The 26,727-nt window shown below is 71.0% G+C and carries 26 protein-coding genes, 1 pseudogene and 1 riboswitch; of the genes and pseudogenes, 14 read left to right on the top strand and 13 right to left on the bottom strand.

Going from position 1 to position 26,727, the window contains the following annotated elements; all coding sequences use genetic code 11:
- The first annotated feature begins 13 nt into the window (after positions 1–13).
- Positions 14–592 (top strand): DUF3159 domain-containing protein, encoded by a 579-nt coding sequence (locus CKW28_RS12115; RefSeq protein ID WP_003923758.1) that lies wholly within the window; start codon positions 14–16, stop codon positions 590–592.
- Here the strand turns inward: CKW28_RS12115 and CKW28_RS12110 are convergent.
- Complete coding sequence (locus tag CKW28_RS12110) at positions 589–1,278, bottom strand: hypothetical protein (protein WP_003923757.1); 690 nt, start codon at positions 1,276–1,278, stop codon at positions 589–591. The two genes, CKW28_RS12115 and CKW28_RS12110, sit on opposite strands and share 4 nt — an antisense overlap.
- A gap of 77 nt (positions 1,279–1,355) precedes the next feature.
- Here CKW28_RS12110 and CKW28_RS12105 point away from each other — a divergent pair, with 77 nt between their 5' ends.
- The 3 genes from CKW28_RS12105 to CKW28_RS12095 are packed head-to-tail and all read left to right on the top strand — an operon-like array spanning position 1,356 to position 5,325.
- Positions 1,356–2,870, top strand: a complete 1,515-nt coding sequence (locus tag CKW28_RS12105; RefSeq protein ID WP_040545975.1) for a carboxylesterase/lipase family protein — start codon at positions 1,356–1,358, stop codon at positions 2,868–2,870.
- Between the two features lie 45 nt (positions 2,871–2,915).
- Complete coding sequence (locus CKW28_RS12100; RefSeq protein ID WP_040545973.1) at positions 2,916–4,946, top strand: DUF7064 domain-containing protein; 2,031 nt, start codon at positions 2,916–2,918, stop codon at positions 4,944–4,946.
- A gap of 49 nt (positions 4,947–4,995) precedes the next feature.
- Positions 4,996–5,325, top strand: a complete 330-nt coding sequence (locus tag CKW28_RS12095; protein WP_003923754.1) for a YnfA family protein — start codon at positions 4,996–4,998, stop codon at positions 5,323–5,325.
- Positions 5,326–5,330: 5 nt separating this feature from the next.
- Here the strand turns inward: CKW28_RS12095 and CKW28_RS12090 are convergent, their stop codons facing one another.
- Entirely contained in the window at positions 5,331–6,224 is an 894-nt protein-coding gene (locus CKW28_RS12090; protein WP_003923753.1) for an SCO6745 family protein, read from the bottom strand.
- Positions 6,225–6,349: 125 nt separating this feature from the next.
- On the opposite strand from CKW28_RS12090, the gene CKW28_RS12085 reads away from it, so the two are divergent.
- Entirely contained in the window at positions 6,350–6,829 is a 480-nt protein-coding gene (locus tag CKW28_RS12085) for a gluconokinase (protein WP_040545994.1), read from the top strand.
- Here the strand turns inward: CKW28_RS12085 and CKW28_RS12080 are convergent.
- From CKW28_RS12080 to CKW28_RS12070, 3 genes and pseudogenes are all read right to left on the bottom strand, one after another.
- Positions 6,826–7,332 (bottom strand): RDD family protein, encoded by a 507-nt coding sequence (locus CKW28_RS12080; protein ID WP_003923751.1) that lies wholly within the window; start codon positions 7,330–7,332, stop codon positions 6,826–6,828. The genes CKW28_RS12085 and CKW28_RS12080 overlap by 4 nt on opposite strands.
- 116 nt (positions 7,333–7,448) lie before the next feature.
- A complete protein-coding gene (locus CKW28_RS12075) occupies positions 7,449–8,396 on the bottom strand; it encodes a DoxX family protein (protein ID WP_040545993.1) in 948 nt (315 codons plus the stop codon).
- Positions 8,397–8,524: 128 nt separating this feature from the next.
- Positions 8,525–8,644, bottom strand: a pseudogene (locus tag CKW28_RS12070) (DUF6328 family protein); the annotation flags it as partial.
- 87 nt (positions 8,645–8,731) lie between these two features.
- Here CKW28_RS12070 and CKW28_RS12065 point away from each other — a divergent pair.
- From CKW28_RS12065 to CKW28_RS12055, 3 genes are all read left to right on the top strand, one after another.
- Positions 8,732–9,427, top strand: coding sequence for an MBL fold metallo-hydrolase (locus tag CKW28_RS12065; protein ID WP_003923748.1), 696 nt, complete (start codon positions 8,732–8,734; stop codon positions 9,425–9,427).
- A gap of 106 nt (positions 9,428–9,533) precedes the next feature.
- Positions 9,534–9,767 carry a DUF6400 family protein gene (locus CKW28_RS12060; RefSeq protein ID WP_003923747.1) on the top strand — a complete coding sequence of 78 codons (234 nt, stop codon included), beginning with the start codon at positions 9,534–9,536 and terminating at the stop codon, positions 9,765–9,767.
- The gene (locus tag CKW28_RS12055; protein ID WP_003923746.1) at positions 9,754–9,978 is read left to right on the top strand and encodes a hypothetical protein; all 225 of its coding nucleotides are present in this window, start codon (positions 9,754–9,756) and stop codon (positions 9,976–9,978) included. Before CKW28_RS12060 ends, CKW28_RS12055 begins: the two co-directional genes overlap by 14 nt.
- 7 nt (positions 9,979–9,985) lie before the next feature.
- On the opposite strand, the gene CKW28_RS12050 is transcribed toward CKW28_RS12055, so the two are convergent.
- From CKW28_RS12050 to CKW28_RS12040, 3 genes are read right to left on the bottom strand one after another with little or no spacing between them, the layout of a single operon-like run.
- Entirely contained in the window at positions 9,986–10,432 is a 447-nt protein-coding gene (locus tag CKW28_RS12050; RefSeq protein ID WP_003923745.1) for a response regulator, read from the bottom strand.
- Positions 10,429–12,069, bottom strand: coding sequence for a sensor histidine kinase (locus CKW28_RS12045; protein ID WP_003923743.1), 1,641 nt, complete (start codon positions 12,067–12,069; stop codon positions 10,429–10,431). The genes CKW28_RS12050 and CKW28_RS12045 overlap by 4 nt, the downstream gene beginning before the upstream one ends.
- On the bottom strand, positions 12,066–13,283 hold the full coding sequence (locus CKW28_RS12040) for a PP2C family protein-serine/threonine phosphatase (protein WP_081475410.1): 1,218 nt from the start codon (positions 13,281–13,283) through the stop codon (positions 12,066–12,068). The genes CKW28_RS12045 and CKW28_RS12040 overlap by 4 nt, the downstream gene beginning before the upstream one ends.
- Before the next feature lie 232 nt (positions 13,284–13,515).
- Between CKW28_RS12040 and CKW28_RS12035 the strand changes: the two genes are divergently transcribed.
- On the top strand, positions 13,516–13,944 hold the full coding sequence (locus CKW28_RS12035; RefSeq protein WP_003923740.1) for a type II toxin-antitoxin system Rv0910 family toxin: 429 nt from the start codon (positions 13,516–13,518) through the stop codon (positions 13,942–13,944).
- A 43-nt stretch (positions 13,945–13,987) separates the two neighbouring features.
- On the opposite strand, the gene CKW28_RS12030 is transcribed toward CKW28_RS12035, so the two are convergent.
- Positions 13,988–15,460 (bottom strand): MFS transporter, encoded by a 1,473-nt coding sequence (locus CKW28_RS12030; RefSeq protein ID WP_234784900.1) that lies wholly within the window; start codon positions 15,458–15,460, stop codon positions 13,988–13,990.
- Positions 15,461–15,611: 151 nt separating this feature from the next.
- On the opposite strand from CKW28_RS12030, the gene CKW28_RS12025 reads away from it, so the two are divergent.
- Both CKW28_RS12025 and CKW28_RS12020 read left to right on the top strand, forming a co-directional pair.
- Positions 15,612–16,097, top strand: a complete 486-nt coding sequence (locus CKW28_RS12025) for a TspO/MBR family protein (protein WP_003923737.1) — start codon at positions 15,612–15,614, stop codon at positions 16,095–16,097.
- A 60-nt stretch (positions 16,098–16,157) separates the two neighbouring features.
- On the top strand, positions 16,158–16,979 hold the full coding sequence (locus CKW28_RS12020; RefSeq protein WP_003923734.1) for an acyl-CoA thioesterase domain-containing protein: 822 nt from the start codon (positions 16,158–16,160) through the stop codon (positions 16,977–16,979).
- On the opposite strand, the gene CKW28_RS12015 is transcribed toward CKW28_RS12020, so the two are convergent.
- Positions 16,976–18,364, bottom strand: coding sequence for a pyridoxal phosphate-dependent decarboxylase family protein (locus CKW28_RS12015; protein ID WP_003923733.1), 1,389 nt, complete (start codon positions 18,362–18,364; stop codon positions 16,976–16,978). The genes CKW28_RS12020 and CKW28_RS12015 overlap by 4 nt on opposite strands.
- Before the next feature lie 368 nt (positions 18,365–18,732).
- On the opposite strand from CKW28_RS12015, the gene CKW28_RS24305 reads away from it, so the two are divergent.
- Entirely contained in the window at positions 18,733–21,504 is a 2,772-nt protein-coding gene (locus CKW28_RS24305; RefSeq protein WP_162292333.1) for a hypothetical protein, read from the top strand.
- Between the two features lie 116 nt (positions 21,505–21,620).
- On the opposite strand, the gene CKW28_RS12005 is transcribed toward CKW28_RS24305, so the two are convergent.
- Positions 21,621–22,253 (bottom strand): TetR/AcrR family transcriptional regulator, encoded by a 633-nt coding sequence (locus CKW28_RS12005; protein ID WP_003927628.1) that lies wholly within the window; start codon positions 22,251–22,253, stop codon positions 21,621–21,623.
- An 89-nt stretch (positions 22,254–22,342) separates the two neighbouring features.
- Between CKW28_RS12005 and CKW28_RS12000 the strand changes: the two genes are divergently transcribed.
- Complete coding sequence (locus CKW28_RS12000; protein WP_003927627.1) at positions 22,343–23,617, top strand: cytochrome P450; 1,275 nt, start codon at positions 22,343–22,345, stop codon at positions 23,615–23,617.
- A 20-nt stretch (positions 23,618–23,637) separates the two neighbouring features.
- Here CKW28_RS12000 and CKW28_RS11995 read toward each other — a convergent pair whose 3' ends face one another.
- Positions 23,638–24,528, bottom strand: coding sequence for an SDR family NAD(P)-dependent oxidoreductase (locus tag CKW28_RS11995; protein ID WP_003927626.1), 891 nt, complete (start codon positions 24,526–24,528; stop codon positions 23,638–23,640).
- Positions 24,529–24,551: 23 nt separating this feature from the next.
- Positions 24,552–25,643 (bottom strand): phosphotransferase family protein, encoded by a 1,092-nt coding sequence (locus CKW28_RS11990; protein ID WP_003927625.1) that lies wholly within the window; start codon positions 25,641–25,643, stop codon positions 24,552–24,554.
- 232 nt (positions 25,644–25,875) lie between these two features.
- Here CKW28_RS11990 and CKW28_RS11985 point away from each other — a divergent pair, with 232 nt between their 5' ends.
- The gene (locus CKW28_RS11985) at positions 25,876–26,310 is read left to right on the top strand and encodes a DUF6632 domain-containing protein (protein ID WP_308210498.1); all 435 of its coding nucleotides are present in this window, start codon (positions 25,876–25,878) and stop codon (positions 26,308–26,310) included.
- Positions 26,311–26,336: 26 nt separating this feature from the next.
- Positions 26,337–26,518, top strand: a riboswitch (cobalamin riboswitch).
- Positions 26,519–26,727 lie beyond the last annotated feature (209 nt).

Raw genomic sequence — 26,727 nt, 5'->3', positions numbered from 1 at the left:
TCAAGCTGAGGGTGTGGACGAATGGTTCGAACGCAGTCCGTTCGTCGGTTTCGTGCCCTGGATCCTCTACTGGGTGGTGGCCGGCGGGCCGAGCACCTGGCAGTACGGCGCGATGTGCGCACTGCTCGCGGCCTTCATCCTGGGGGTGTCGATGGGCCGGGGGAGACCGAAGCTGCTCGACGTCGCCACCATGGTGTTCTTCTTCGCGGTCACGGTGGCCGGCGCCGTCGTCGGCGCGCGGGACCGGGACTGGATGGACACCCACGCCATCACGTTGTCCAGCGGTGCGCTCGCCGTGATCACGCTGGCGTCGCTGTTCTTCGTACCGTTCACCGAGCAGTACACCCGCGCCTCGGCGCCGCGGGCGGCCTGGCAGCGGCCGGTGTTCCGGCGGACGAATCAGGTGCTGACCGCGATGTGGGGCGCGGCGTTCGGTCTCATCGCGGTGCTGGGCCTCATCGGTGTGCACATGCCCGAAACGGCCCACTGGACCCACTGGGTGCTCCCGGTGGTGGTGATCACCGGAGCGGTCGCGATGACCCAGGTGTACCCGCAGCGGGTGCGGGAACGTGTTCGGCCCGCCACCGGTTAACAGCTGTACTTGACGCCGACGTCCTCGGGCGCCGGCACCTCCTTCAGGCAGCCGTAGGCCTCGATGCCGGTGTCGCTGAACTTCACCGCCGAACGGTGCGCGTAGTTGACGCAGAACACCCCGGAAGCGTCTGAACGGCACCGGTAGTCACCGAACGCCACGCTGCGGCCGTGGGGCAGTTCCGCCCCGGTGCCGGCGGCGAAACGGCCCGGGTCGGCGTGCGCCGAGCCGATCTGCACCGTGGTGCCCGGGAAGTCGACCCAGCCGCCCTGCCACTGACCCTCGCCCGGGGTGGGCCGGCGCGGCGGGTCGGCCAACTCCACCAGGCAGGCCAGCGCCCCGTCGAACCGGGCGGCGGTCATGCAGTTCACCGTGCCCGACGGGTTGACGAACGCGACGTCGCCGTCCAGCTCGGTGGTCTCACCGTCCCGGGTGGCGGCCCCGAACCCCGCGGCGTCGACCGGTTCGGCGGCCTCGATCCAGGCCACCACCTCGTTGATCGTGGCCCCGGCCCGGGGAGCGGCGGTCGGCGTCGTGCTGGTGGTCGTGGTGGTCGGGGTGCCGGTGGTGGTGCGGGTGGTCGGCGGCGCCGTCAGGGTCGGCAGCCGCTGTTCGACGTCTGCGGTCTGGCCCTGGGAGCACGCCGCAACCAGTGCGGATGCGGCGAGGAGCAGAGCGATGCGCATATCGGTCAGGCTAGACGGCCGGCCCGGTCCCGGTGCGGGAGGCCGGGTCGCGGCGTCGGATTCGATACGGTCGGGTGATGCACGAACATCGGGTGCGCGTGCAGATCAGCACCGGGACGATCGAGGGGTTCACCCGGGACGGCGTGCACCGCTGGCGCGCGATCCCGTACGCGAAACCACCGGTGGGTCCGCTGCGGTTGCGGGCGCCGGAGCCGGCCGACCCGTGGCCGGGGGTGCGGCACTGCCACGGTTTCGGCAATTGCGCACCCCAGGAACGCAAGTACACCCTGATCGGGTTGGGTAAGTACCAACCGATGGGCGAGGACTGCCTCACCCTCAACGTGGTCGCGCCCGAACACCCGCCGGACTCGCCGATGCCGGTGCTGGTGTTCATCCACGGCGGCGGCTACCTGCTGGGCAGTTCGGCCACCCCCATCTACGACGGGGCCGCCCTGGCGCGGCGCGGTTGTGTGTACGTGTCGGTGAACTACCGGCTGGGTGCGCTGGGCTGTATGGATCTGTCGTCGCTGAGCACCCGCAGGCATCCGATCGACAGCAATCTGTTCCTGCGGGATCTGGTGCTAGCCCTGCAGTGGGTGCGCGACAACATCTCGGTGTTCGGCGGCGACCCGGGCAACGTGACGATCTTCGGGGAGAGCGCCGGCGCACACGCGGTCGCCACGTTGATGGCCGTCCCGGCTGCCAAAGGGCTTTTCTCCCAGGCGATCTCGCAGAGCCCCGCGAGCGGTATGGTCCGCTCGGCCGACGTCGCCGCCGAGTTCGCCCGCCGGTTCGCCGATCTGCTCGGCGCGGGCCGGGACCCGGCCGCGGCGCTGATGGCGGCATCCCCGGCGGATCTGGTGCGGGCCCTCGACGAGCTGATCAGCCGCGGAATGACCGACATGCCAGGCGCATTCGCGGTCGGGCCGAGTTACGGCGACGACTGTCTGCCCCGCCATCCGGTCGAGGCGATGCGCGACGGCCGGGCTCACGACGTTCCGCTGATCGTCGGCACCAACGCCGAGGAGGGGCGGTTGTTCCGGCGCTTCCTGCCGTTGCTGCCGATCAGCGAACCGATGATCGAGGCGCTGTTCGGCGACACCGACGCCGAGGTGCGCGACCGCATCATCGCGGCCTATCCCGGCTATCCGGACGCCGATGCCTGCATCCGGCTGGGCGGTGACTTCGCGTTCGGCACCGCCGCCTGGGAGATCAGCGAGGCGCACAGCCGGCACGCCCCGACCTATGTGTACCGCTACGACTACGCGCCGCGGATGCTGCACTGGTCGGGGATCGGCGCCACCCACGCCACCGAACTGCTGGCGGTGTTCGGCACCTACCGCACCCGCCCGGGCCGGCTGCTGACCCTGGCCGGCGACTGGGTGTCGGCGCAGCGGGTCAGCAGCGATCTGCAGCGACGCTGGCTGGCGTTCGGCCGCACCGGGGTGCCGGGCGACGATTGGCCGGCCTACACCGCCGAACACCGCCCGGTGCGGGTGTTCGACCGGAACCCGCGGGTGGAATACGACCCGGACGCGCACCGGCGACAAGCCTGGCAGGGTTTCACCCTCACCCGGCCTGACCGGAATTGACAGGCGTCAAGAACTCTGCCGAAAACGGCCTCGGGGACGGTGCCGATGGCCTACGTTGGTCGCGTGCAACCGACCAGGAACCGTGTCATCGAACGGCCCACCGACCTGACCACCCACTGGCTGACCGAGAAGCTCACCGCCGGAACACCCGGAGCCGGCCGGGTCACCGATTTCACCGTCGAACGCATCGGCACCGGCCAGATGAGCGAGTGCTACCGGGTCACGTTGTCGTGGACCGGTGACGGTGCGGACCGGCCGGCCTCGGTGGTGCTCAAGGTCGCCGCCAGCGACCCCACCAGCCGCCAGACCGGGGTGTCGCTGGGACTCTACGAACGCGAGGTCCGCTTCTACGCCGACATCGCCCCGCGCCTGACCGGCGGTCCGATCGCCCCGTGCTACCACGCCGCCTACGACCCGGACAGCGGCGCGTTCGACCTGCTGCTCGGGGACGCCGCCCCGGCCCAGGTCGGCGACGAGATCCGCGGCGCCACACCGGAACAGGCCAAGCTGGCGCTGGCCGAACTCGGCAAGGTGCACGCACCGCTGCTGGGTGACGAGCAGTTGGGCGGTGCGGAGTGGCTCAACCGCGACGCCCCGATCGACCAGGCGCTGCTCGCCCAGCTCTACGCCGGGTTCGTCGAACGTTACGGCAATCTGGTCAGCGACGCCCACCGGCTGGTGTGCGAGCGGCTGATCGCGGCCTTCGACGACTACCTCGCCGCCGAGGCGGCGGGCCGACCACACGGCCTGGTGCACGGCGACTTCCGGTTGGACAACATGCTTTTCGGCGACCCGCACGCCGCGCGACCGTTGACCGCCGTGGACTGGCAGACCGTCGCGTGGGGGCCGGCGCTGACCGATGTGGCGTACTTCCTGGGCTGTGCGCTGAAGACCGAGGACCGCCGCGCGCACTACGACGAGCTGCTACGCGCCTACCACGACGCGCTGGGGCCCGAACCGGCCCTGACCCTCGACGAGGTGCGCGACCGGGTGCGTCGGCAGACCTTCACCGGTGTGGTGATGGCGATCGTGCCGGCGATGCTGGTGGAGCGCACCGAACGCGGCGACGAGATGTTCCTGACGCTGCTGGGGCGACACTGCGACCACGTGCTCGACACCGGTGCGCTGGACATCCTGCCGCCGCCGGCCGCCCCCGAACCCTTGCGACCCGAGCCCGCCGACGAGTATCCGCACCGGCCCACCGACGAGCCGTTGTGGAATGAGAGCTGGTATTTCGACTTCGTCGACGCCGAACAGGGGGTGGGCGGCTGGGTGCGGCTGGGACTGATGCCCAACGAGGGTGTCGCCTGGGTCAACGCCCTGCTGTGCGGGCCGGACATGCCGACGATCGCGCTCACCGAATGGGAGGCCCCGCTGCCGGCCGACCCGTTCCGGACCCGCACCGGCACCGCCGAACTCGACATGGAAGCCACCGATCCGCTGCGGTCGTACCGGGTGACGGTGCGGGGTCGCGGTCAGTCCTACGACGATCCGGCGGTGCTGCTGGCCGGCGGCGCCGGGGAGCCCGTGGAGCTCACCTTCGACCTGGAGTGGACCTCGGCCGGCACGCCCTATCAGTACCGGATCACCCCGCGCTTCGAGATCCCCTGCACGGTGTCGGGAACCGTCACCGCCGGGGACCGCAGCTACACCGTCACCGCGGTGCCCGGACAGCGGGACCACTCGTGGGGGGTGCGCGACTGGTGGGGGATGGAGTGGGTGTGGAGCGCGCTGCACCTCGACGACGGCACCCGTCTGCACGGGGTGGACGTGCGGATCCCGGACATGGGGCCGATCGGCATCGGCTACATCCAACCGCCGGACGGACCGCTGCTCGAACTCAGCGGGGTGCGGGCCCGCGAAACCGTCGCCGGCACCGGTCTGCCGGTCGCCACCACCATCGAGTTGACTCCCGGTGACGTCTCGGTGGACATCGACATCCAGGGTCACGCGCCGGTGCGGTTGACCGCCCCCGACGGGCGGGTGAGCCACTTCCCGCGGGCCTGGTGCCGGGTCACCACCGCCGACGGCCGCACCGGCGTCGGCTGGGTGGAGTGGAACCGCGTGCAGACCTGACCCCTCGCGCCGACGAGGCGGGCGCCGCGGATGCGGCAGAGTGGTCCGCGTGACGGTGCTCAAGTCGGTGATCCTGTTCGCGGTCGCCGCGCTGTTCGAGATCGGCGGCGCATGGCTGGTGTGGCAAGGGGTGCGGGAACACCGCGGACTGCTGTGGATGGGTGCGGGGGTGATCGCGCTCGGCGCCTACGGTTTCTTCGCGGCGTTCCAGCCCGACCCGCACTTCGGCCGAGTGCTGGCCGCCTACGGCGGGGTGTTCATCGCCGGATCACTGGTCTGGGGCATGGTCGCCGACGGATTCCGGCCGGACCGCTGGGATGTCATCGGCGCGGCGGTGTGTCTGCTGGGCGTCGCGCTGATCATGTACGCACCCCGGTAGCGGTGTTATGCCAGCCGGGCGCTGTCGTCGTCGAGTTCGGCGCGGTTGAGACCCATCGGGGTCGCGGCCGGGATGTCGCCGGCGGCGACGACCGCCCGGGCGATCGGGGTGAGCGTGCGGAACAACGTCTCGACCTCGTCATCGGTCAGCGGGTCGAGCACCGCCAGCGCGAGCCGGTCGGTGGTGTCCTCGATGTGTTGTTTGAGGGCCCGGCCGGCGTCGGTGAGCGCACCGTCGGCGTCGAGCAGTCCGCGCCCCGCGAGCCGATCCTGAATCCGAGCCCACTCCTCGTCGTCGTAGTCGCGGGACCGCATGATCAACTCTGCGGGCACCCGGTCGGCGGCGGCGTGCAGCACATTGCTCTCCCGCCCGCTGATGCCGGCCGCGGTCAGCACCGCGACGTGGGCGTCGCCGCGGTGTTCGCGCAGCAGCGTGACCGCATGCCACAGCCGGGCCACCGGATCGTCGGGCCAGTCCAGTGCCGCGTTGGCGGCGAACAGCGGGCGTCCGTCGAGTCCCGCGCTGCCGGCCGCCCTCGCCGCCAGTTCCGCCGCGGTGCGGACACTTTCGCTGTCACGCACCCCGTAGCGGTGCAACGCCGCGACCGCCGACTCCTGGCGGGCTCGCAGCGCCTGCTCGGGACCGGCGATCTGCCATGCGTCGGGCAGCGCCCTGGCCACCCGGGTCGGCGCGAAGTTGTAGAACACGGCCGTCACGACCTCGGTCGGCACCCGGCCCAACGGTGCGGACCGGGACGCGAAATACCCCATCCAGAAGCCCCGGTACCCCAGATCGTCGAGGGCGCGGCGGGCTTCCGGGGCGAAGTAGGTGACGGCGTGCACCGGTTCGAAGCGGTCGTAGAACCGGCGGGCCAGAATCGCGGTTCGAGTTCGAGTCACGGGTGCAGTCAAACACCCGCCGCGGGCCGCCGGGAAGACCGGTGGGTACTCGAACGTGCCGGTAGTTCCTCGAAGATGCCGGTAGGTTCTCGAGGGTGGTTGTCGACGTGCCGGGGATCGTCGTGATGGGCGTCTCGGGCTGCGGGAAATCGACGGTGGGCGCCGCGCTGGCGCGGCGGCTCGGCGTGCCGTTCGCCGACGCCGATGACTTCCACCCGCCGGCGAACATCGCCAAGATGGCGTCCGGTCGGCCGCTGGACGACCCGGACCGGTTGCCCTGGCTGGAGGCGGTCGGCCGATGGTCGGCCGGGCAGCCCGGCGGGGCGGTGGTGGCGTGTTCGGCGCTCAGACGCGGCTACCGGGACCGGTTGCGGCGGCACCGCGGCGACCTCGTATTCCTGCATCTCACCGGCGAACCCGAGGTGATCGCCCGCCGGCAGGCTGGGCGCACCGGCCACTTCATGCCGTCATCGCTGCTGCGCTCGCAGTTCGACACGCTGGAGCCGCTGCAGCCGGATGAGCCCGGCGCGACCGTCGACGTGGACCGGAGCGTCGACGCGATCGTCGACGACTGCCTGGACCACGTGCGGAGCCGGCGCCCCTAGTCCTTGACGACCTGGGTGCCGCCGGCCAGTTCGTCGTGCTGACCCTGTTTGGTGGGGCTGACCCCGATCGTCACGGCGATGACGATGTAGGCGATCAGCGCGAGCAGCCCGCCGATGAACGGGATGATCGGCAGCAGAGTGAACGCGTTGCGGATCGCCGACTGCTTCGGGTCCGGCTTGGCGGCGCCGCCCGGGCCCCGCACACTCAGGCCGAACACCTTCTTGCCGGGGGTCCAGCCCACGGTGATCTCGAAGGCCAGGAAGTACAGGAACATCGCCGCCCCGGAGAACACACCGGTGACCCAGATGTCGGCGTCGAACACGAACGGCAGCACCGCGGACAGGATCATCACGATGAGGCCGTCGACCAACCGGGCGAAGAACCGGACCATCAGCCCGGCGGGACGCGTCGGCCCGGGTGGAGGCATCTGACCGCCCGGAAACCGACCGCCCGGAAACTGACCGCCGTAGTCGGGGGCGGGCCCGTAACCGCCGGCGGTCATCGCTGATCCCGGGACTGCGCGTTGCGATATCGGTTCACGACGCCCACGATACCGGCCACGATGACGACACCGCCGGATCGCGACGGGAGTCGACCGGGCAGGATCAGCTGTCGGGATCAGTGCCGCTTGCGTTGCTTCTCAGCGCGTTTGCGGGCCTTGTCGGCTTGTTTGCGGGCCTTCTTCGCCTCCTTGCGCGCGGTCGTGGCGAGCTCGTCGGCGCGGACCCGGGCCTCGGCGGCGCTGCTGCGCGCGATCTCGGCGAACTCGTGGCGGCGTTCACGGGCGGCGGCGGCCAGTTCGGGCGCGCGCTCCCGGGCCAGCTCGGCCAACTCGGTGCTGCGACCACGGGCCGCCTCGGCCAGTTCCGGTGCCCGCTCGCGGGCGAGCTCGGCCCAGTGCGAACCCCGCTCGCGGGCGACCGCGGCGAGTTCGGGGGCGCGTTCACGCGCCACCTCGGCCAGCTCGGCGCCGCGCTCCCGGGCGACGTGGGCGAGCTCGCGGCCCCGCTCGGCGCCCACCTGCAGACCATGTTCGAGTTTCTCCACCAACGGGCTGTCGGCCACCGAGGCGCCGGCCGCCGCACCCGCGGGCAGGGCGGCCGAGACGGCGCCGGAGACCTTCGCCGCGGCCTGGCGGCTGCGCCACCCCAGCGACGGTCTGCCCTCGGTGTCGACCGCCGCGATGATCAGGCCGCCGATCAGGCTGATGTCGGTGAGAAACGCCCGCCGCTCATCGGCCTTGCGCTGCGGATCGGATTCGGTCCAGAACATGTGCCCGCCAAGGCTTCCGGGAACCACCGACAGGGCCAGCACCGCGGAGGCGACCCGGGGCAGCTTGCCGGTCGCCAGCAGCGCGCCGCCGGCGATCTGCACCATGCCGTTGATGCGGGCGACGGTCTCGGCGTCGGTCGGAACACGGGGTCCGACCGGCTCGGGCAGTTTGGTGAGGCCCTCGATGGTCGGGCGGGCCGCGTCGGCCGCCGGCTTGGGACTGCGCACCGCATCCACGCCTCGACCGATGAACACCGCGGACAACATGGGACGCGCGATTCGACGAATCAACATGGAGCGGGTGTTCCCCACAGCGCCCGGTCACAAACCACGCGATCACCCGGGAGGGCGCCGTTTCCGCAGGGGTATCGCGAACCAGGGACCGGCCGCCGCCGCCAGCGTGATCGAGCCGCTCAGCAGGGTAACCCCGTCTGGACCACCCGCAACTCCTGCAGCAGGGTCGCCCAATGCCGATCCAACCGCTCGGTCTGCGTCTCGTTCCGGCCGGGATCCCAGCGCCGGGCGGCTCGGTCGGCGTTCACGCACCGATTCTGACGGTCTGTGACCGCGCCGGTGGCCGGTTGGCCCGCCCGGGCGGTCTATGCTGATGCCGCGACACGGAGGTTGATGTGAACTTCACCTGGGAACGGCTGGCTGACAAGGTGTTTCGGACCCGGTTGCCGTTTCTGGACGTCACGGTCGGCGTCGTCTGCGGCAGCACCGGAACACTACTCGTCGACACCGGCACCACGCTGGGTGAGGCCGCCGCCATCGTCGCCGACGTCGGCGAGCTGGCCGCCACGCCGATCACCCACATCCTGCTCACCCACAACGATTTCGACCACATTCTCGGCATCGGCGGTCATCCGGGGGCGGAGGTGTTCAGCACCGACCGGGTGGTGGCGACGCTGCTGCACGAGTCGGCTCAGCTGCGTGACGAGGCGCTGTCCTACGACGCCGACCCGCAGGAGATCGACGCCGCGATCGCGGCCCGCCGCATCCCGGACCACGCCGTGCGGCAGGCCGTGGTCGGGCTGGGGGACCGGACGGTGTCGATCGTGCACCCCGGACGCGGTCACACCGACCACGATCTGATCGCCGTGGTGCGGGGCGCGGAACGGCCGGTGGTGTTCTGCGGGGACCTGGTGGAGGAGTCGGGCGAGCCGTCCGTGGAAGCCGACTCCGATCCGGGTTCCTGGCCGGCGACCCTGGACCGGCTCCTGCGGATCGGGGGTCCGGACGCGGTCTACGTCCCGGGGCACGGCGCCACCGTCGACGCCGCGTTCGTGCAGCGGCAGCGGCAGTGGCTCGCCGAGCGGGTGTGACCGATCCCATCCGCCCGGATCCGACCGGATGTGATCCAGATCATTGCCCCGCCCGCGTGAGTTAGGTCAGCCTTACCTTCTTGACCGACCGAAACTCAGAGGGCGCGTGGTGTCACATTTCGATTTCGCTGGAGACCCGACGCTGGACGAGGGACGCCGCCGGGCCGCGGTGCTCGCCGCGATCGGCGACGACTGGGATCCGATCGCGGTGCTCGAACAGGAGGAGCTGGCATACGACATGCTCTACTCCGGCCTCGACGATCAGCAGCAGCGGGTGTACGACGGGCTTGTCGAGGCCGGGGTGCTGCCGAGGCGGGAGGCCGGCCGTGCTGCCGATTGATCCGACCGCCGACCCGTCCCGCCGCGCCTGGCTGGCCTGCCCGGCGTGCGACCACGGACGGGACTGCGCGGTGTGTCAGGGCCGCCGCAACTGCCGGGACCACTGGCAGTATCTGCTGAGCAATCAGGGCGCCGTGGTGCACCTGCAGTGCCCGCACTGCGCCCATCTGTGGTCGACCGACACCCGCCGTTCGGCTCGCCGGGTGGCCTGAAGCCCCGTCAGGCGGTGGGTAGCCGAACCACCTGGACGAAGAATTCGTCGATCTGGCGCACGGCGCTCATGAACTGGTCGAGGTCGACCGGTTTGGTGACGTAGGCGTTGGCGTGCAGCTGGTAGCTGCGCAGAATGTCCTCCTCGGCCGAGGAGGTGGTGAGCACGACGACCGGGATCAACGACAGATCCGGGTCGGATTTGATCTGCTCGAGCAGTTGCCGACCGTCGTACTTGGGCAGGTTGAGGTCGAGCAGGATCAGGTCCGGACGCGGGGCGTCGGCGAACCTGCCCCGCCGATACAAAAAGTCCAGACCCTCCTCACCGTCGCGGGTGACGTGCAGCGTGTTCTTGATCTTGTTGTGTTCGAACGCCTCACGGGTGATGAGTTCGTCACCCGGATCGTCCTCGACGAGCAGGACGTCGATGGCCCGGCCCTCTTGTGTCGGTGTCATTCCTGATCTCCTTCCAGCACGGCCGAGGCTGTCTCAGTCGAGGTTACGGGCAGGGTGAAGCAGAACCGGGCGCCGTCGGCATAGCCGGTGTCGATCCAGATGGTTCCGCCGTGGTGTTCGACGATCTTCTTGCACAGCGCCAACCCGATCCCGGTGCCGGTGTAGCTGTCGCGGCCGTGCAGCCGCTGGAAGATCACGAAAACCTTGTCGACGAACTCGTCGGCGATGCCGATTCCGTTGTCGGACACGCTGATCAGCCATTCGTCGCCGTCCCCATGGTTTGCGTCGTCGCCCTGCTCACCGGCGCCGCGCCGTCGGCAGTCGATGACGATCCGCGGCCGCTGTCGCGGACGTGTGAACTTCACCGCGTTGCCGATGAGGTTCTGCCACAGCATCGCCATCAGGGTGGGGTCGCCGACGACGGTGGGCAGTCCGGCGGGGCGGACGATCTCGGTGCCGGACTCCTCGATCGCGGTGGACAGGTTGTCCAGGGCGGTGTTCAGCGCCGCGTCGAGGGACACGGCGGCCTCGGTGGCGTTGAGCCGGCCCACCCGGGAGAAGGTGAGCAGATCGTTGATCAGCACCTGCATGCGTTTGGCGCCGTCGACCGCGAAGCGGATGTACTCCACGCCGCGTTCGTCGAGCTGATCACCGTAACGCTTCTCCAGCAACTGGCAGAAGGAGGCGACCTTGCGCAGCGGCTCCTGAAGATCGTGCGAGGCGACGTAGGCGAACTGTTCGAGTTCGGCGTTGGAGCGACGCAGTTCGGCGGCCTGCTCGTCGAGCGCCTCGGTCTGTTCGCTGAGTTTCGCGTGCGCCCGGTGCGACGTGCGCAGTTCGTCGACGATCCGCTGCCGCATGTCGTCCACGTCGGTGGCGATGGACCGCAGATCCCGCGGTCCGCGCAGCGAGATGCGCTCACCGAAGTCGCCCTCGGTGATGCGGCGGCACGCGGCGGCGAGCTCCTCCAGGGGTCTGGTGATGGTGGCCCGCACCAGCACGGCGAGCAGCGCCGCGGTCACGAAGAAGGCGGTGACCATCGCGATCAACACCGCGTTGCGCCAGCCGCGGGTCCGTTCGAGCTCGTCGACCGCGGCCTGCCGGGTTTCGGTGAGGTGGCTGTTCTGCACGTCGAACAACGCCCGCATCCGGTCGAACTCGACACGTTCCCCCTCGACCAGGGCGGTGAGCTCGGGCTGGGCGGTGGGACGCACCGCGGAGAGCAGCGGCGCGACGTAATCGGTCCGCCAGGTGGCCGCGTTGCGTTCGATGTCGGCCAGGTCGGACATCTGCTCGGGGCGGTCGCCCACCAGCGCCCGCAGATAGTCGGCCGCCGCCCGTTCATCGCGTTGCGCGGTCTCGTACAGCGTCAGGAAACCCTCATCGCCGGTGAGGGCGTAGCTGCGCACCGCGGTCTCCTGGTCGCGCAGGGCGGACTGCAGCTGGTAGGCCGCCACCCGGGCCGGCTGGATGTCGTTCTTCAGTTCCCGGGTCATGTCGTCGGTGCGATGCAGCAGCAGCCAGCCGGTGATCGCCCCGGCCAGCACGATCACCCCCATGACCGACAGCACCAGGTTCTGCCAGCCCTGCACGGTCAGCCGCGAACCGCGCCGCTCGCCGGTGGCCGCCGGGGTCACCGGGTGCGCTCCACCCGGACCACGGCGATGTCGTCGCTGATCCCGCCGACCGCCTGGGCGCGGTGTTCGGCGTCGTCGATGAGGGCGTGGACGAATTCGGCGCCGGGCAGCGCCGCGTGGCTGCGGGCGAGGTCGAGCAGACCCTCTTCGCCGAGCCGTTCATAGCCCCGGCCGGAATGGCCCTCGAACAGACCGTCGGTGAGCAGCAGCAGGCCGTGGCCGGCCGGCAGCTCGTATTCGTTGGTGGGCCAGTCGGTGCCCTTCAGCCCCAGCGCCGGGCCGGCCGGCGGCTCCAGCCAGTCGACGGTGTCCGGCCCGTGCACCAGCAGGCCCGGGTGGCCGGCGCGCACCGCGGTGAAGGTGAGGTCCTTCGGCGACAGCGCGATGCTGAGCACCGTGGCGAAAATGCCTCTGCCGGGGCGTTCCGCACGCAGGATGCGTTCCAGCTGCCACATCCGCTCGTTGCCCCGCAGCCCGGCGAAAGTCAGTGCACGCCAACCGATTCGCAGGGCGACTCCGACGGCGGCCTCATCCGGACCGTGTCCGGAGACATCGCCGACCATCACGTGCAGGGTCTGGTCCGGGGTCTGGACGAAGTCGTAGAAATCGCCGCCGAGCAGCGCATGCTGATGGCTGGGCCGGTACTGCGCGACGATGTCGAAACCCGGTTCGTCCAACAGCAGCGGGGAGGGCAGGAGCCCCCGTTCCAGGCGGGCGTTCTCCTGCGCCTGCAACCTGCTCGCCTGCAGGTCCACCGCCGTCAGCTCGTGGCGTTTGCGTTCGATGGCGTACAGCACCGAGCGGCGCAGCGATTCGGGCTCCACCCGACCCTTGATCAGGTAGTCCTGGGCGCCGGAGGCGACGGCCAACACACCGAAGTGTTCGTCGATCAGCCCGGTGAGCACCACGATCGGCATCGTCGCGTCGTATCCGCAGATGCGGTCCAACGCGTCGATGCCGTCGGCGTCGGGCAGGTTGAGATCGAGCAGCACGCAGTCGGGCCGGTCCGCGGCGAGGCGGTGTTGCGCGTCGGCGACGCTGGCCGCCCACGTCACCCGGATGTCGGCGTTGGTGTCGGCGATGAGTTCTTCGACCAGCAGCGCGTCCGCCCGGTCATCCTCGACCAACAGCAGCGAGATGGGCTGGGTCTGGCCGGTGGGTACGGCGCCCAGCCCCGCCATGGGCAGGGGTTCGGATTCATGCGGCGCGCGCATCGGCATCCATCTTCCTCGCGGTTTCTTCAGCCGGCGCGCTGATCTTCTTCACAACTGACAACGCTGTCGAACAATACCCGCACATCCGCTGGGCGCCGACCCCGCGACCGGGCCGGCACGGCGTGGGCGTCCTCGGCGCGCCCGTGACCAGCACCGTTCTGGCCGGGTGTGGTGGGAGACGAAAATCATCGGCACCGTTTATCCGTACCGAACGGTGGGGTAGTGGACTGACATGGCAACGGTTGACGTCGAGGTGTCGTCGGATCTGACCCCGGAACAAGCCTGGCAGCGGGCGTCGGACCTGCGGCGCTTCGACGACTGGCTCACCATCTTCGGTGGCTGGCGCAGCGCGGTCCCCAGCGAGATCGAGGTCGGCACCTGTGTGTCGTCGCTGATCAAGGTGAAGGGTTTCCGCAATGTCATCCACTGGCGGGTGACCCGCTATGACGAGCCCAAGGAGATCGAACTGGTGGGCCGTGGCCGCGGCGGCGTGTGTATCGCGTTGACGCTGTGCGTCGGACAGAACCGATCGGGCACCACCTTCCGGGTGGTCGCCGACCTGTCCGGCGGGCTGCTCAACACCCGGATCGGCAAGCTCGTGGCCAAGGTGCTGGAATCCGACGTCCGCAGGTCGGTTACCAACCTCGCGGCGTTGTCGTGACCGTACGATCCGGCGGCCGGGAGGCACGGCGGGGGTGCGGTCGTCAGCCCCACTCGTGGTTCATGGCCCGCGACTCCTGACGCGCCTCGACGGTCTCGAAGGCCGGCCGGCCGGTGCGGGACAGCCCGATCAGCAGCATCGCGAACAGCGCGGTCACCGCGCCGCCGGCGAAGATCGCGGTGAACCCCGCCTCCGACGGCGCTGCGGTGGTCGAACCCGCCACCGCCACCGCCACCAGCGCCGCGGCCACCGAACTGCCGATCGTGCGGGCGATCGCGTTCATCCCGGTGGCGATCCCGGTCGCACCCGGCGGCGCCTCGCCGACGACCAGCGCCGGCAACGCGCCGTAGCCCAGGGAGATGTAGGCGTTGGTGAGCACGGCCGCGGCGATCACCTGCCAGGTGTGCGTGTGCGCCACCGCGATGAACACGAACCCGCCGATGCCGGCCAGTGCCCCGACCATCAGCACCGGCCGGGCTCCGTACCGGTCGATGAACCGCCCGCTGACCAGTGCCACCACGAACCCGGTGCACGCGCCGGGCAGCAGATACACCACGCTGGCCTGCAGCACGGTCGCCGAGAAGCCGAATCCCGCCTGATCCCGCGGCACCTGCACGAACAGGGTGATGCCGAGGAACGCGAAGTACAGGCCCATGCCGACGAAGATCGTGGCCAGGTTGGTCAGCAGCATCGGGCGGCGGGACAACATCCGGGTGGACACCAACGGGTGGGCGGCGCGCTGCTCCCAGCACCACCAGCCGACCAGGATCACGACCGAGGCGGCGGCGGCGCCGAGCGTGGACGGCGACGTCCACCCCCAGTGGCTGCCCTGGGTGATCGCCAACAGGCCGAGCGACAGGCCCAACGCCAGGCCGGCGGCGCCGAACCAGTCGAGCGTGCCGGTCGCACGTCGGTGCCGGACCGGCACGATCAGCACGGCGATGACGATGACGGCCAGGGTGAACGCGGTGCACAGCCAGAACACCCGCTGATAGACGGCGCCGTCGGTCATCAGCAGACCGGTCACGACCAGGCCGGCGCCACCGCCGAAGCCCAGCGTGCCGGACATCACCGCCATGGCCCGGCCGAGGCGGTCCGGCGGGAGTTCGTCACGCAGGATCGCGATGCTGATCGGATACAGCGCGAACGAGGCGCCCTGCAGCACCCGGGCGGTGATCAACAGCGGCAGCGACGCGGTGGTCGCGGCCAACACCGAACCGGCCAGCACCACCACGAGCACGGCCAGCAGCACCCGGCGCTTGCTGTACAGGTCGGCGAGGCGTCCCAGCAGCGGCGTGGCGGCCGCCGCGGCCAGCAGGTTGGCGGTGACGGCCCAGCTCACCGCCGTGGCCGAGGTGTGCAGTTGTTCGGCCATGATGCCGAGCACGGGAACCACCGCGGTCTGCAGCACCGCGACCGTGAGCACCACCACCGCCAGCGCGGTGACCAGCAGGAAAGGGCGGCGGACCGGAGTGCCGGAGGGTGCGTCACGCCGCACCGCATCCGCTACCGACACCCACCGCTCCGATCGTCGACTTCCCTTGTAAGCATCGTCTGCGAGGGTCCCACGGACCCCCGGGGTCGATCCGGCAGGGTTGATCCAGCAGGGTTGATCCGGATGCGTTCGGGCTACCAGAGAGATGCACACTCTCGAGTCAGGAGCCCGAATGCGGTTGTCCACCCTCGCCACCACCGCCGCCGCGGTCGCCCTCACCGGAACCGTCGGCGGACTGGCCACCGGGCCGGCGGCGCGGTCCCGCTGGTTCGCCCGGCTGAAGAAGCCCGGCTTCCAGCCCCCGGCGCAGGCCTTCCCGATCGTCTGGCCGATTCTCTACACCGATATCGCCGGGGTGTCGGCGGCGACCATCGACCGCCTCGAGGAGCTGGGGGAGCCCGCCGAGGCGCGCGCCTACCGGATCGCGCTCGCCGTGAACCTCGCGCTCAACGGCGGGTGGTCATGGGTGTTCTTCAACCGCCGCCGGCTGGGCGCCGCGACCGTGACAGCCGGCCTGCTCGCGGCCAGCAGCGCCGACCTGACCCGGCGCGCGGTGCAGGCGCGGCCCGAGATCGGTGCGCTGCTGCTGCCGTATCCGCTGTGGTGCGGGTTCGCGACGCTGTTGTCCGGCCGCATCTGGTGGCTGAACCGCCGCTGACCGGCCGCCCTGACGGGACGTCGCGGCCGGGTCGCCGCGCGCCTGTGCGAAGATGCCGGAATGTCGACTTCCGACGAGACATCGGAGCGCCCTGCGCATTTCACCGTGATCGACGGTGGCTTCCAGCCGACGCCGTTCGCGCAGAGCCACTGGGGCGAGGATCACCTCAACGGACCGGCCCTGGTCGGGCTGGCGGCCTCCTGTCTGGAGCGGCGGTACGGGGCACCGGAGTTCCATCCGAGCCGGCTCACGGTGGATCTGTTCCGCGCCGCGCGGGGGGTGCCGACGACGGTGCGGACGCGCCTGGTGCGGGACGGGCACCGGGTGCGCAGCGCCGAGTGCGACATCATCCAGGAGGGCCGGACGGTGGCCCGCGCCAGCCTGCTGCAGTATCGCCGCTCCGCGGCACCACCCGGTGAACTGTGGTGTCCGCCACGCGAATTCGAGTTTCCACCGCAGGCCGAGCAGGTGCGGGCGCAGATCGGCAGCGAGGCCGCCGGGTGGCACCCCACACCCGGCGAACATCAGAACACGTCGCGCAAGCAGTACATCAGCCGTCCCATCGAAGTCATTGCGGGACAGCGCAATTCAGCGTTCATCCGCGCAGCGATGGCGGCCGAGGCGACGAGCTTCGTGACCAACCTGGGCAGCCGGGGCGTGGGCTACATCAACGGTGACCTCACCGTCGGGCTGGCCCGGCTCCCGGTCGGTGAAACGATCGGCGTGCAGGCGGATTCCCATGTGGCGCAGGACGGGGTGGCGGTCGGAACCGCCGCGCTGTTCGATTCGGCCGGATTGTTCGGCAGCGGCCTGACCACCGCGGTGAGCAACCCGGCCGCCCAGATCGAGTTCTCCGGGCCCGGTCTGGCCGACGTGCGTTAGCCCGCGGCCGCCACCGACCGGGCCGCGACCGCGATCGCCTCCGCCGAACGGTCGATGTCGTCGTCGGTGGTGGACCAGTTGGAGAACGACAGCCGCACGACGTACTCGCCCCGCCAGGTGGTGCCACCCAGCCAGCAGGTCCCGTCGCGCTGCACCGCCGCCACCGCGGCGCGGTTGGCGTCGTCGCCGCCGGGCAGCCGCAGCAACACCTGGTTGAGCACCACGTCGTTGCGGATCTTGGCGCCCGGAATGTCCTGCAACCGGCGCGCCATCCGCCGTGCCTGGGCGCAGTTCCGCTCGATCAGTTCGGCGAGTCCGCTGCGGCCCAGCGAGCGCAGCGCCGCGTACACCGGGACCGCCCTCGAGCGGCGGGAGCTCTCCGGCACGTAGTTGGTGCTGTCGCGGTGCACCGGATCGGTGACCAGGTAGGGGCCGGCCAGGCTCATCGCGGCCAGGTGCGCCTCGGAATCGGCGACGATCGCCATCGCGGCGTCGTAGGGGACGTTGAGCCACTTGTGCGCGTCGACGGCCCAGGAATCGGCCCGCTCGACACCCCGGGTCAGGTGGCGGGTACCCGGTGCCGCAGCCGCCCACAGGCCGAACGCGCCGTCGATGTGCAACCAGGCGCCGTGCTCGTCGCAGGCGTCGGCGATCGGACCGAAATCATCGAACGCACCGGTCGACACGTTGCCCGCCTGGGCGCAGACGATCGTCGGCTCGCTGCTGGACGCCAGAATCCGTTGCAACGCTTGGGGATCCATACGTCCCTGATCATCGGCGGGGACCCTGACGGAGGTCGAGTCGCCCAGCCCCAGCAACCGCAGCGCCGTGTCGATGGTGACGTGGGCCTGCTCGCCGCACACGACACGCAGCGGTGGTGCGCCGATCAGGCCGTCCCGCTCGACATTCCAACCGACCTTCGCCAGCGCCGCATGCCGGGCGGCGGCCAGGCAGGTGGTGTTGGCCCCCTGCCCACCGGTGACGAAACCGACGCTGGCCGTGTCGGGCAGACCTAACAGATCGAGAATCCACGCCGCGGTGATCTCCTCGATCGCGGCGGCCGCGGGGGAGAGGGAATGGAATGCCGCGCACTGATCCCAGGCCGAGACCAACCAGTCGGCGGCGAGCGCGGCCGGCAACACCCCGCCGATCACGAAACCGAAGTGGCGCGGACCGGCGCCGGCGACCAGACCGGGCTCGGCACCGTCGACCAACGCCGTGATGACCCGGTCCGGATCCTCGCCGTGCTCGGGCAGCGGGCCGTCCAGCAGGCCCCGGACGGCGGCGGCGTCCGCTCGTGCGCCGACCGGGCGATCGTCGAGTCCGGTGAGGAAGCGGTGCGCCTGTTCGGCAGCGGTGGTCAGGCCGGCTGTGCGATCGGACATGGCTGCAAACGCTACCGCCGGACCCGGTCACCGGAGGCACCGCGGTGCCCCGGAACGGTGCCGCGCAGACAACGACGAACCTGCCCCGGCGATCAGGCCGGTGCAGGTCGACTCACCTGCGCAAACACAGGGCGATCACCGCGCGACTTCTCCTTGACAACGGTTTCATAAACTACACCCGTGTCACTCCGGTAACTCCAGCAACGCGCCTAACTTTGCTGACGTTGGCGTCAGAGAACGGGGTACACATGTCGAGCACCAGAAATCGCCTTGCCCTTGCCGCATTCGCGACTGCGGGGGTGTACTTGGCAATTCCGGTACTCGATCCGTCGCCGGTGATGGCGGCACCGAGTCCCGGGGTGCCCTGCGTGAGTCTGTTCCAGACCTTGGTGACCAATCCACCGCAGCTGCCGGAGTCGCCGGAGGCCGCGGCGCACACCTTCACCGACATGCTGTTGCCGACGCCGCCGGCGGCGGTGCCGCCCGCGTCCGGCGGCGGCGGCGCATCGGTTCCGCCCGGCCCTCCCACACCGGGGGCGCCGGTGACGAATCAGTCCCGCACCGCGGTTCCGCCCGGCCCGCCGAGCCCGCCCGCAGCGGGCGGCGGTGGCGGCGGGACCGCACTCCCGCCCGGTCCGCCCACCCCGCCGGGAGCCGGCGGTGGTGGCGGCGGCATCGGCGTCCCGCCCGGTCCGCCGACTCCACCGGGAGCCGGCGGTGGTGGCGGTGGTGTCGGGGTGCCGCCCGGCCCGCCGACTCCCGGTGCCCCGGTGAGCCATCCGATCGAACTGGTGGTTCCACCGGCACCACCCGGTCCGCCCGCTGCCGGCGGTGGGGGAGGCGGCGCCGCGACGCCGCCCGCGCCCCCGGCGCCGGATGCCCGCATCGAGGACGCCTCCCGCGACACCGAGCGGCCGCGGGAATCACAGCCCCCCGGCGGCGGAGCCGGAGGCGGCGAGGGCGGCGGATCCGACACACCGGCGCCCGATGACGGCGCTCGGGTGGAGTCTGCTGCCCGGGCGGCCGAGCCGGAGCCGCCGGCCCCGGGTGCGCCGATCGACACCGCCGCCGCAGACGCGACCCCACCCGGACCGCCGGCTCCGCCTGCTGGTGGTGGCGGTGGTGGCGATGCGGGGACGCCGCCGGGTCCGCCGGCTCCGCCTGCTGGTGGTGGCGGTGGTGGTGATGTGGAGACGCCGCCGGGTCCGCCGGCTCCGCCTGCTGGTGGTGGCGGTGGTGGTGATGTGGAGACGCCGCCGGGTCCGCCGGCTCCGCCTGCTGGTGGTGGCGGTGGTGGTGATGTGGAGACGCCGCCGGGTCCGCCGGCACCGCCCGCCGAGGTCGAGGAACGCGACGACGCCGAGATCCCGCCCGGTCCGCCGTCACCGCCTGCCGGTGGCGGCGGGGGCGGCGAGATCGCCCCACCTCCGACTCCGGGCGAGCCGGGCGCCGTCATCGACCAGTCGTCGCAGAACGTCACCGTGCCGGCGCCGCCGACCCCCGGTTCGGAGACCTCCACCGCGCTCGAGGTGTTCTCACCGCCCGTCCCGCCCGGTGAGGTCAGCGGAGGCGGCTCGAACATGCTGGAACTGCCGGGCTTTCCCGGCGGAACCATCGGTGGCCCGGAGATCGCCCACAACGTCGAGGTGACCGGACCACCCGCCGAGGCGTCCGTTCCCGGCGTCGACGCGTCGGTCGCCACCGAGGCCGGGACCCCACCGGTTCCGCCGGGCCCGACCGCCCCGATCGAGCACGCCGCCGAAACCTCGGTTCCGGCCGAGGTGGAGATCCCGGGAGCCGAGATCGACCACCGGGCCGAGGTCGCCACCCCACCGGTCGACGGCCCGCCCGTCGAGGTCGAGAACTCGGTCGAGGTCGCGACCCCGCCGCATCCCCCCGGTCCCGGCGCCGTGGTCGACGACGCGGCCGAGGTGGTGACCCCGCCCGGCCCGCCGGCGCCGGGCACTCCGGTCGAGGACGCCGTCGACGGCGCGACGCCGCCGACCCCGACCGGTCCCGGTACCGCGGCCGACGACGCGGCCGAGGTGGTGACCCCGCCGGCCCCGCCGGCGCCGGGCGCCCCTGTCGAGGACGCCGCCGGGGCGGCGATCCCGCCCGCACCGCCTGCCGCCGCGGGCGCCCCGGTGGAGACCGCCGCCGGGGCTGCGGCTCCGCCGGCTCCGGCTGCAGTGGTCGAGGATGCGGCCCGTTCGGTGGAGACCGAGGCCCGGCCGTCCGACGAGGGGCCCCGCCCGGAGGGTACCGAGGGCACCGAGGGCACTGCCGGCGGCGGAGGCGGTGAGGGCGCTGGTGCGGTCTCCGGTGCCGAAACCGGCCGTCCGCCCGCCGAATCCGGTGAGGTGCGCGCGGCCGGGGGTGAAGGAGTGCCGGCGGTGTCGGCTGCTCCGGGTCCGGCCGCGGCGGCCGCCGAGGGTGCCGGCGCGGGTGCTCCGGCCCCGCCCGCACCGCCGGCGGCGGTGCCCGCCGCGGTGACCGATGCGGGCCCGCCCGCTCCGCCCGCCCCGCCGGTCCCCGCGGGCGGTGACATCGACGCCGCCACCCCGCCGCATCCCGGTGGGCCCGGCACGCGGACCGAGGATTCGGCGGAGGCGCCGGGCAATCCGCAGCCACCGACGCCGCCGGCGACCGGCCGCAGTGACACCGAGGCCGTGGTGCCGCCGACACCGCCCACCGGTCCGGCCGCCGACGTGCTGAACCAGGCGACCCGGGTGGTGCCGCCGGCCGCGCCGCCGTCGGGCACCTCGGCGGCCAGATCCGGCCTGCTGCCCAGCCTGCTGCTACCGCTGCAGACGACGGCCAACACCGTCACCAGCGTGGTGCCGCCACCACCCCCGCCGGCGCCGGGCACCCCGGAAGCCGCGGTGCTGGAGACCGCCTCCGGTTCCGCGTCGGCGGCGATGCCCGGCGTGGCCGCGGCGACGTCCACGTTGTTCTCGCCGCCGGAACTGAATCTGCCGAGCATTCCGGGAGTCGGAATCCCGCTGCCCAACCGGCTCTCGCTGCCCACCGACGGGATCTGCGAAGGCCTCGGCTGGTCGGCCGGCAAGAGCGACGGTCAGGGCGCTGAGGTTCCGGCCGCACCGGTCCCGGCCGACCGCCGGGACCGGTGGGACCGGTGACCACCGCGGTATGCCCCACCCGACGGCCGCCGCGCACCGACCCCGGTTCTGGTCACTCGATCAGTCGGGAAGGCCTTTCCGGCCGCTGGGCGGCCGCCGGTGTCGGGGGGCGGTGATCAGCGCTGGGCGGGCGGCGGCGCCGAGGCCCGTGCCGGCGCGCCGAGCTGGGTCATCAGCCGGTCCATGAAGGCCCGCAGCTCGTCATGGCCCAGGGTGACCCCGACGGCGCGTTCGTTGCACAGGCTGCGGGCGATCTGGGCGATCAGCATGGACACCGCCACCGGCGGGTGGTCGTCGAGATCGACGCCGCGGGCGCGCAGCGCCACCGTCACCGCCGCGGTCTCGATGTCACGGACCCGCTCGGCGTAGGCCTTGAGTTCGGCGCGGATCGCCTTGCGATGGTTGGCCAGGGCGATGAACTCGCTGTTCAGGCTGGTGAGGCGGGTGTCGCTGTTGAGTTCCCACAACGCCCGCAACGGATCGTCGTCGGTGAGCGCGGTGCGCATGCGTTCCAGCGCCGCCTCGGCACCGGTGCGCAGCACCTCGACGAACAGATCGTCCATGGTCGGGAAGTAGTAGTAGACCAGCGCCTGCTTGACCCCGGCGCGGGCGGCGACCCGCCGCGAGGTGGCCGCGGCGTAGCCCTCCTCACGCATGATCTGCGCGGTGGCCTCGATGAGGCGGCTGCGCGCACCGGTGTCGACCGACCCGGAATCGCTTGACCGCCGGTTCTGGCGCGTGGTAGGCATGGCTCACCCTAACAGTTTAATCGACTGATCAAAATGTGTCGGGTGGGGCGTGGGACGGTGCCGCGCCGCGACCGGGAGGACAACGAGCCATGACCGATCTCGCCGCCGTGGACTACTTCTCCGACGAGGCCGTCAGCCAGAACCCGTACGAGTACTACGAGTACCTGCGGTCGCAGGGGCCGGTGTTCCGCGAACCGCACCACGGCGTCGTCGCGGTCACCGGGTATGAGGAGGTGCTGGCGGCGTTCAAGAACCACGAGTGCTTCTCGGCCGTCAACGCGATCGGCGGGCCGTTCCCACCGCTGCCGTTCGAACCCGAGGGCGACGACATCAGCGAGCAGATCGAGGCGCACCGCCACGAGTTCCCCATCCACGAGCACATGGTGGTGATGGATCCGCCGCAGCACACCCGGGCCAGATCGCTGCTGACCAAACTGCTGACACCGCGGCGGCTCAAGGAGAACGAGGATTTCATGTGGCAGCTGGCCGACCGCCAGCTCGACGAGTTCATCGCCGCCGGCCGCTGCGAATTCCTGTCCGAATACGCCAAACCGTTCGCGACGATGGCGATCATCGACCTGCTGGGCGTCCCCGAGGAGGACCGGGCGGAGTTCCGTCAGGCACTCGGCGCGGATGCGCGGCCGGGTTCGCGGGTGGGAGCGCTCGACGGCGAACCGGTGGGGCTCAACCCGCTGGAGTACCTCGACGACAAGTTCAGCGAGTACATCGCCGAGCGCCGCCGCGAACCCCGCGGCGATGTGCTCAGCGGGATGGCCGCGGCGACCTATCCCGACGGGTCCACACCGGAACTGCTCGAGGTGGTCCGGCCCGCCACGTTCCTGTTCGCGGCCGGGCAGGAAACCGTCACCAAACTGCTCAGCTCGGCGATCAAGACGCTGGGCGAACGCCCCGAGTATCAACAGATGTTGCGCGAGAACCGGTCATTGATCCCGACTTTCATCGAAGAGTCGCTGCGGATGGAGAGCCCGACCAAGGTGGACTTCCGGTTGGCCCGCAAGACCACCGAACTGGGTGGGGTGCGGATCGCGGCCGGGACCGTGCTGATGCTGTGCCTGGGCGCGGCGAACCGGGATCCGCGAAAGTTCGAGCAGCCGCACGAGTTCCGGCCCGACCGCAGGAATGTGCGGGAACACATCGCGTTCGGGCGGGGGATCCACAGCTGCGCCGGCGCCCCGTTGGCCCGGGTGGAGGGGCGGATCACCGTGGAACGGGTGCTGGACCGGATGCGCGATCTGGCGATCGACGACACCGTGCACGGACCCGCCGGTGACCGCACGTACCGGTACGAGCCGACGTTTCTGCTGCGGGGCCTGACCGAGCTGCACATCACCTTCACGGCGTGACCACCCCCGGGCGTGACGTGTCACACCGGTGATTCGGTGCCGGTCTCCCGTTCGGCGAAGGCCACCAGATCGGCTGCGGCCGTGTAGTCGCAGGCGGCGGGAGAACGGCCGATCAGCACCGGCCCGCCCCGTAGACCGAACCGGCCCGCGACACCGACATAGCTGCCGGGAGGGATCGGTTCGGTGAGGCAGTACAGCGTCGGCGCCGCCCCGGCCTCGATGTCGTTGCCCAGAACTCCGGCGGCCGAGGTGACGATCCGGTGCGCGGCCGCCAGCACCGGTGACCGGGACACGTTGGACAGATTCGACGACACCCAGCCCGGATGGGTCAGATAGCTCGTCACCGGTGAGCCGGCCGCCCGAAGTCGACGGTCCAATTCCAGCCCCCACAACATGACCGCGAGTTTGGAATGGGTGTACGCGCCCATCGGCGACCACCGGGTGCTGCGGAAGTGCATGTCGTGCAGATGAAGCCGGGCCGCGCGGTGCGCATCGGAGGCGACCGTGATGATCTTCGATCCGATCCGGTCGAACAGCAGATTGGTGAGGGCGAACGGCCCCAGCAGATTGGTCGCCAACGTGATCTCGAAACCGTCGACGCTGTCGCGGCGTCGCTGGGCGATCATGCCCGCGTTGTTGATCAACACGTCGACCGGTCCGGCGAGCCGGTCCGGGAACGAGCGCACCGAGGACAGATCGGCCAGATCCAGTTCGATCACCTCGGTGGAGCCGCCGATCTCGGCGCACCGTCGCGCTCCGAGGTCGGTGTTGCGCACCGCCATGATCACGTGTGCGCCGGCGCGGGCCAGCAGCCGAGCGGTGCCCAGGCCCACACCGTTGGTGGCGCCGGTGACGATGATGCGCCGGCCGGTCAGATCGCCGAGCCGGTCGGCGGTCCAGGTCGATGCCATGTGCGGATCTCTTTCTCGGTCGGTCACGTACGGCGCAGCGTCTGCACCGCGGCGGGGGTGTCTAGATCGGTGAACGCCGCGGCGAAACGCTGCACCAGGGCGCGGCTGCGTTCGGTCGGGTGTGCATCGCTGAGCAGCGTGATCAGCCACACCGGCAGCCCGTGGGCGGCCGAGGCGCGGTATCGCAGCCACGCTTCCTCCGCGGTGGGCCGTCGGATCTCGGGGAGCTGCAACGCATTCCGGTAGTGGGCGAGGAGGGCGGCCTCGTGAGCGCGCCGGTCGGCCTCGGTCAACGCGCTCTGCAGGAAATAGCCCACGTCGTGGGACCAGTGCCCGCTGCGGACCACCTGCCAGTCCAGGAACCCGACCGTGTCGTCGGGCAGCAGGTAGGTGTTGCCGATGTGCGGGTCACCGTGCAGGAAGGTCTGCGGACCGGTGCCCAGGCCGCCGATGTAGGCGGTCCACACGTCGACCAGACCGTCGGCGTCGAGGTGAGTCACCGCGTCGGACAGCACGTCACGGGCGGCGGTGATGCCGTGCGGCAGCGCCGCGGTCATCGGCGCGGTCCAGCCGCGGGTCGGCCTGAAGGGCTGCACCCAGGCGAGTTCGGGTTCGTCGCCGACCCGGTTCCAGTGCCGGCTGTGCAGCCGGGCCAGCCCCTGCAACCCGTCGGCCACCTGATCGGCCGTCAGGGGGCGGGTGGGGTCGCGCGGATCGGCGGAGCGCTCGAGCAGATCCTCGAAGACGATGACGTAGTCGAGCGCGGACTCATCGATCGCGACGGCGTAGGCGCGCGGATGTTCCAGCGGCAGTTCGGTGCGCCCGTCGAGCAGCGCTCGGTAGAGCCAGGATTCGTTGAACAGGTTGCCGTTCTCGTAGTGGATCTCGCGTCGTCCGGGCACGCCGGACTCGGCCTTGACGAACACCCGGCGGGGACCGGTGCCGGACGCATAAGCCAGTTCGAAGCGGGCCCGGCGATTGGTCCCGTCGTCACGCAGGAGGAGGGTGACCCGTTCGACGGTCGCCCCGGGGTGCCGGGTCGAGATCGCGGCCGTCATCCATTCGGGGGTGACGTCCTCCCACCGCGGGGGAATCGTCAATGCCGGGTGCACCATGCGGACACGTTAGCGAGCGACGCCCGCGGGGCGGCGATCCCCATGCAAACACGCCATGGAAGGCCGTGGAAGCGCGTCGACGATCTCGCCGCGTCGCGGAAGAGGATTTCGCCGCGTCGCGGGAGGGCCGGGCGTACGGTGTGCTCATCAACGTGGTGGCTTACCCAAACTGAATCCGCCTGTCCGTCACGTCCTGGGGAGCGCCTTGTCACCGTCGGCCCAGTCACCCTCAATCGAGTCACCCTCAATCAGCCACAGGCTCCTGCAGATCGCGCTCGTCGTGTTCGGGGCGGTGATGCTGCTGTATCCGTTGGCGGTGGTGTGGCCGTCGGGTTGGTCATGGCATTCCGGCGCTCCGTACCAGTCCGACTACTTCATGATGATCGTCGGCCTGTATGCGACGCTGGGCCTGTTCCTGTGGAACGCCGCCCGCCGGCCCGGGGCACACCTCAGCCTGATCTGGTTCACCGTCGTCTCCAGCGCCGTCCACGCCGCGATCATGGCGGTCCAGTCGCTCGGCGGCGGACACGACATCGGGCATCTGTGGGGCGACGTCGCGGCACTTCTCCTGGTCGCCGTCGTGTTGTCGGCCCTCGTCATCGCGGCCGGGATCAAGCAATCCGCGGACGAAGGCCACGTGGTGGCGGTGGTCGATTCGGGCCGGTGACGGCACGGGACCGGAGACGCTTGATAGTCTCGGCCCTCGAGGACGGTCGCATCCGTACAACGCGGATGCCAGGGAACCCGGTGCGAATCCGGGACTGGCGCGCAGCGGTATGGGGGACGGACCCGACATCGGCCACTGGAGCAATCCGGGAAGGCGTCGCGTCCGGGCGATCCCGAGTCCGAAGACCTGCCGTCCTCGCTGGTGTCCACCGGTATCTCGCGATCAGATACCCCGGCATACAGAGGCGATATCCGTGATGACGCTCGGCCCTCCGCACAGCGTGTCCGTGCCGTGTCCACGACGACCTGCCAGGCGGCACTCATCCAGGCGATCCGGCCGTTCGAAGCGCCGCCCGGAGCACCGGGTGCGGACACTGTGTCCCTGACCCTGCCCGAGCGAACGGGTGATCGAACCGGC

This window comes from Mycolicibacterium thermoresistibile, from assembly GCF_900187065.1.
Classification (GTDB): Bacteria; Actinomycetota; Actinomycetes; order Mycobacteriales; family Mycobacteriaceae; genus Mycobacterium; species Mycobacterium thermoresistibile.
The sequence above is the reverse complement of the archived record's forward strand: the minus strand, read 5'-3'. Positions and strand labels throughout refer to the sequence as shown.

What these genes read in the sequence shown, in the direction of transcription:
- CKW28_RS12020 (WP_003923734.1), top strand. Translation starts at nt 16,158, where the DNA reads ATGTCGACTTCCGACGAGACATCGGAGCGCCCTGCGCATTTCACCGTG.
- CKW28_RS12035 (WP_003923740.1), top strand. Translation starts at nt 13,516, where the DNA reads ATGGCAACGGTTGACGTCGAGGTGTCGTCGGATCTGACCCCGGAACAA.
- CKW28_RS12025 (WP_003923737.1), top strand. Translation starts at nt 15,612, where the DNA reads ATGCGGTTGTCCACCCTCGCCACCACCGCCGCCGCGGTCGCCCTCACC.
- CKW28_RS12075 (WP_040545993.1), bottom strand. Translation starts at nt 8,396, where the DNA reads ATGTTGATTCGTCGAATCGCGCGTCCCATGTTGTCCGCGGTGTTCATC.
- CKW28_RS12080 (WP_003923751.1), bottom strand. Translation starts at nt 7,332, where the DNA reads ATGACCGCCGGCGGTTACGGGCCCGCCCCCGACTACGGCGGTCAGTTT.
- CKW28_RS11995 (WP_003927626.1), bottom strand. Translation starts at nt 24,528, where the DNA reads ATGGCATCGACCTGGACCGCCGACCGGCTCGGCGATCTGACCGGCCGG.
- CKW28_RS11990 (WP_003927625.1), bottom strand. Translation starts at nt 25,643, where the DNA reads ATGGTGCACCCGGCATTGACGATTCCCCCGCGGTGGGAGGACGTCACC.
- CKW28_RS12015 (WP_003923733.1), bottom strand. Translation starts at nt 18,364, where the DNA reads ATGTCCGATCGCACAGCCGGCCTGACCACCGCTGCCGAACAGGCGCAC.
- CKW28_RS12050 (WP_003923745.1), bottom strand. Translation starts at nt 10,432, where the DNA reads ATGACACCGACACAAGAGGGCCGGGCCATCGACGTCCTGCTCGTCGAG.
- CKW28_RS12000 (WP_003927627.1), top strand. Translation starts at nt 22,343, where the DNA reads ATGACCGATCTCGCCGCCGTGGACTACTTCTCCGACGAGGCCGTCAGC.
- CKW28_RS12085 (WP_040545994.1), top strand. Translation starts at nt 6,350, where the DNA reads ATGGGCGTCTCGGGCTGCGGGAAATCGACGGTGGGCGCCGCGCTGGCG.
- CKW28_RS12110 (WP_003923757.1), bottom strand. Translation starts at nt 1,278, where the DNA reads ATGCGCATCGCTCTGCTCCTCGCCGCATCCGCACTGGTTGCGGCGTGC.
- CKW28_RS12100 (WP_040545973.1), top strand. Translation starts at nt 2,916, where the DNA reads ATGGCCTACGTTGGTCGCGTGCAACCGACCAGGAACCGTGTCATCGAA.
- CKW28_RS12005 (WP_003927628.1), bottom strand. Translation starts at nt 22,253, where the DNA reads ATGCCTACCACGCGCCAGAACCGGCGGTCAAGCGATTCCGGGTCGGTC.
- CKW28_RS12040 (WP_081475410.1), bottom strand. Translation starts at nt 13,283, where the DNA reads ATGCGCGCGCCGCATGAATCCGAACCCCTGCCCATGGCGGGGCTGGGC.
- CKW28_RS12105 (WP_040545975.1), top strand. Translation starts at nt 1,356, where the DNA reads ATGCACGAACATCGGGTGCGCGTGCAGATCAGCACCGGGACGATCGAG.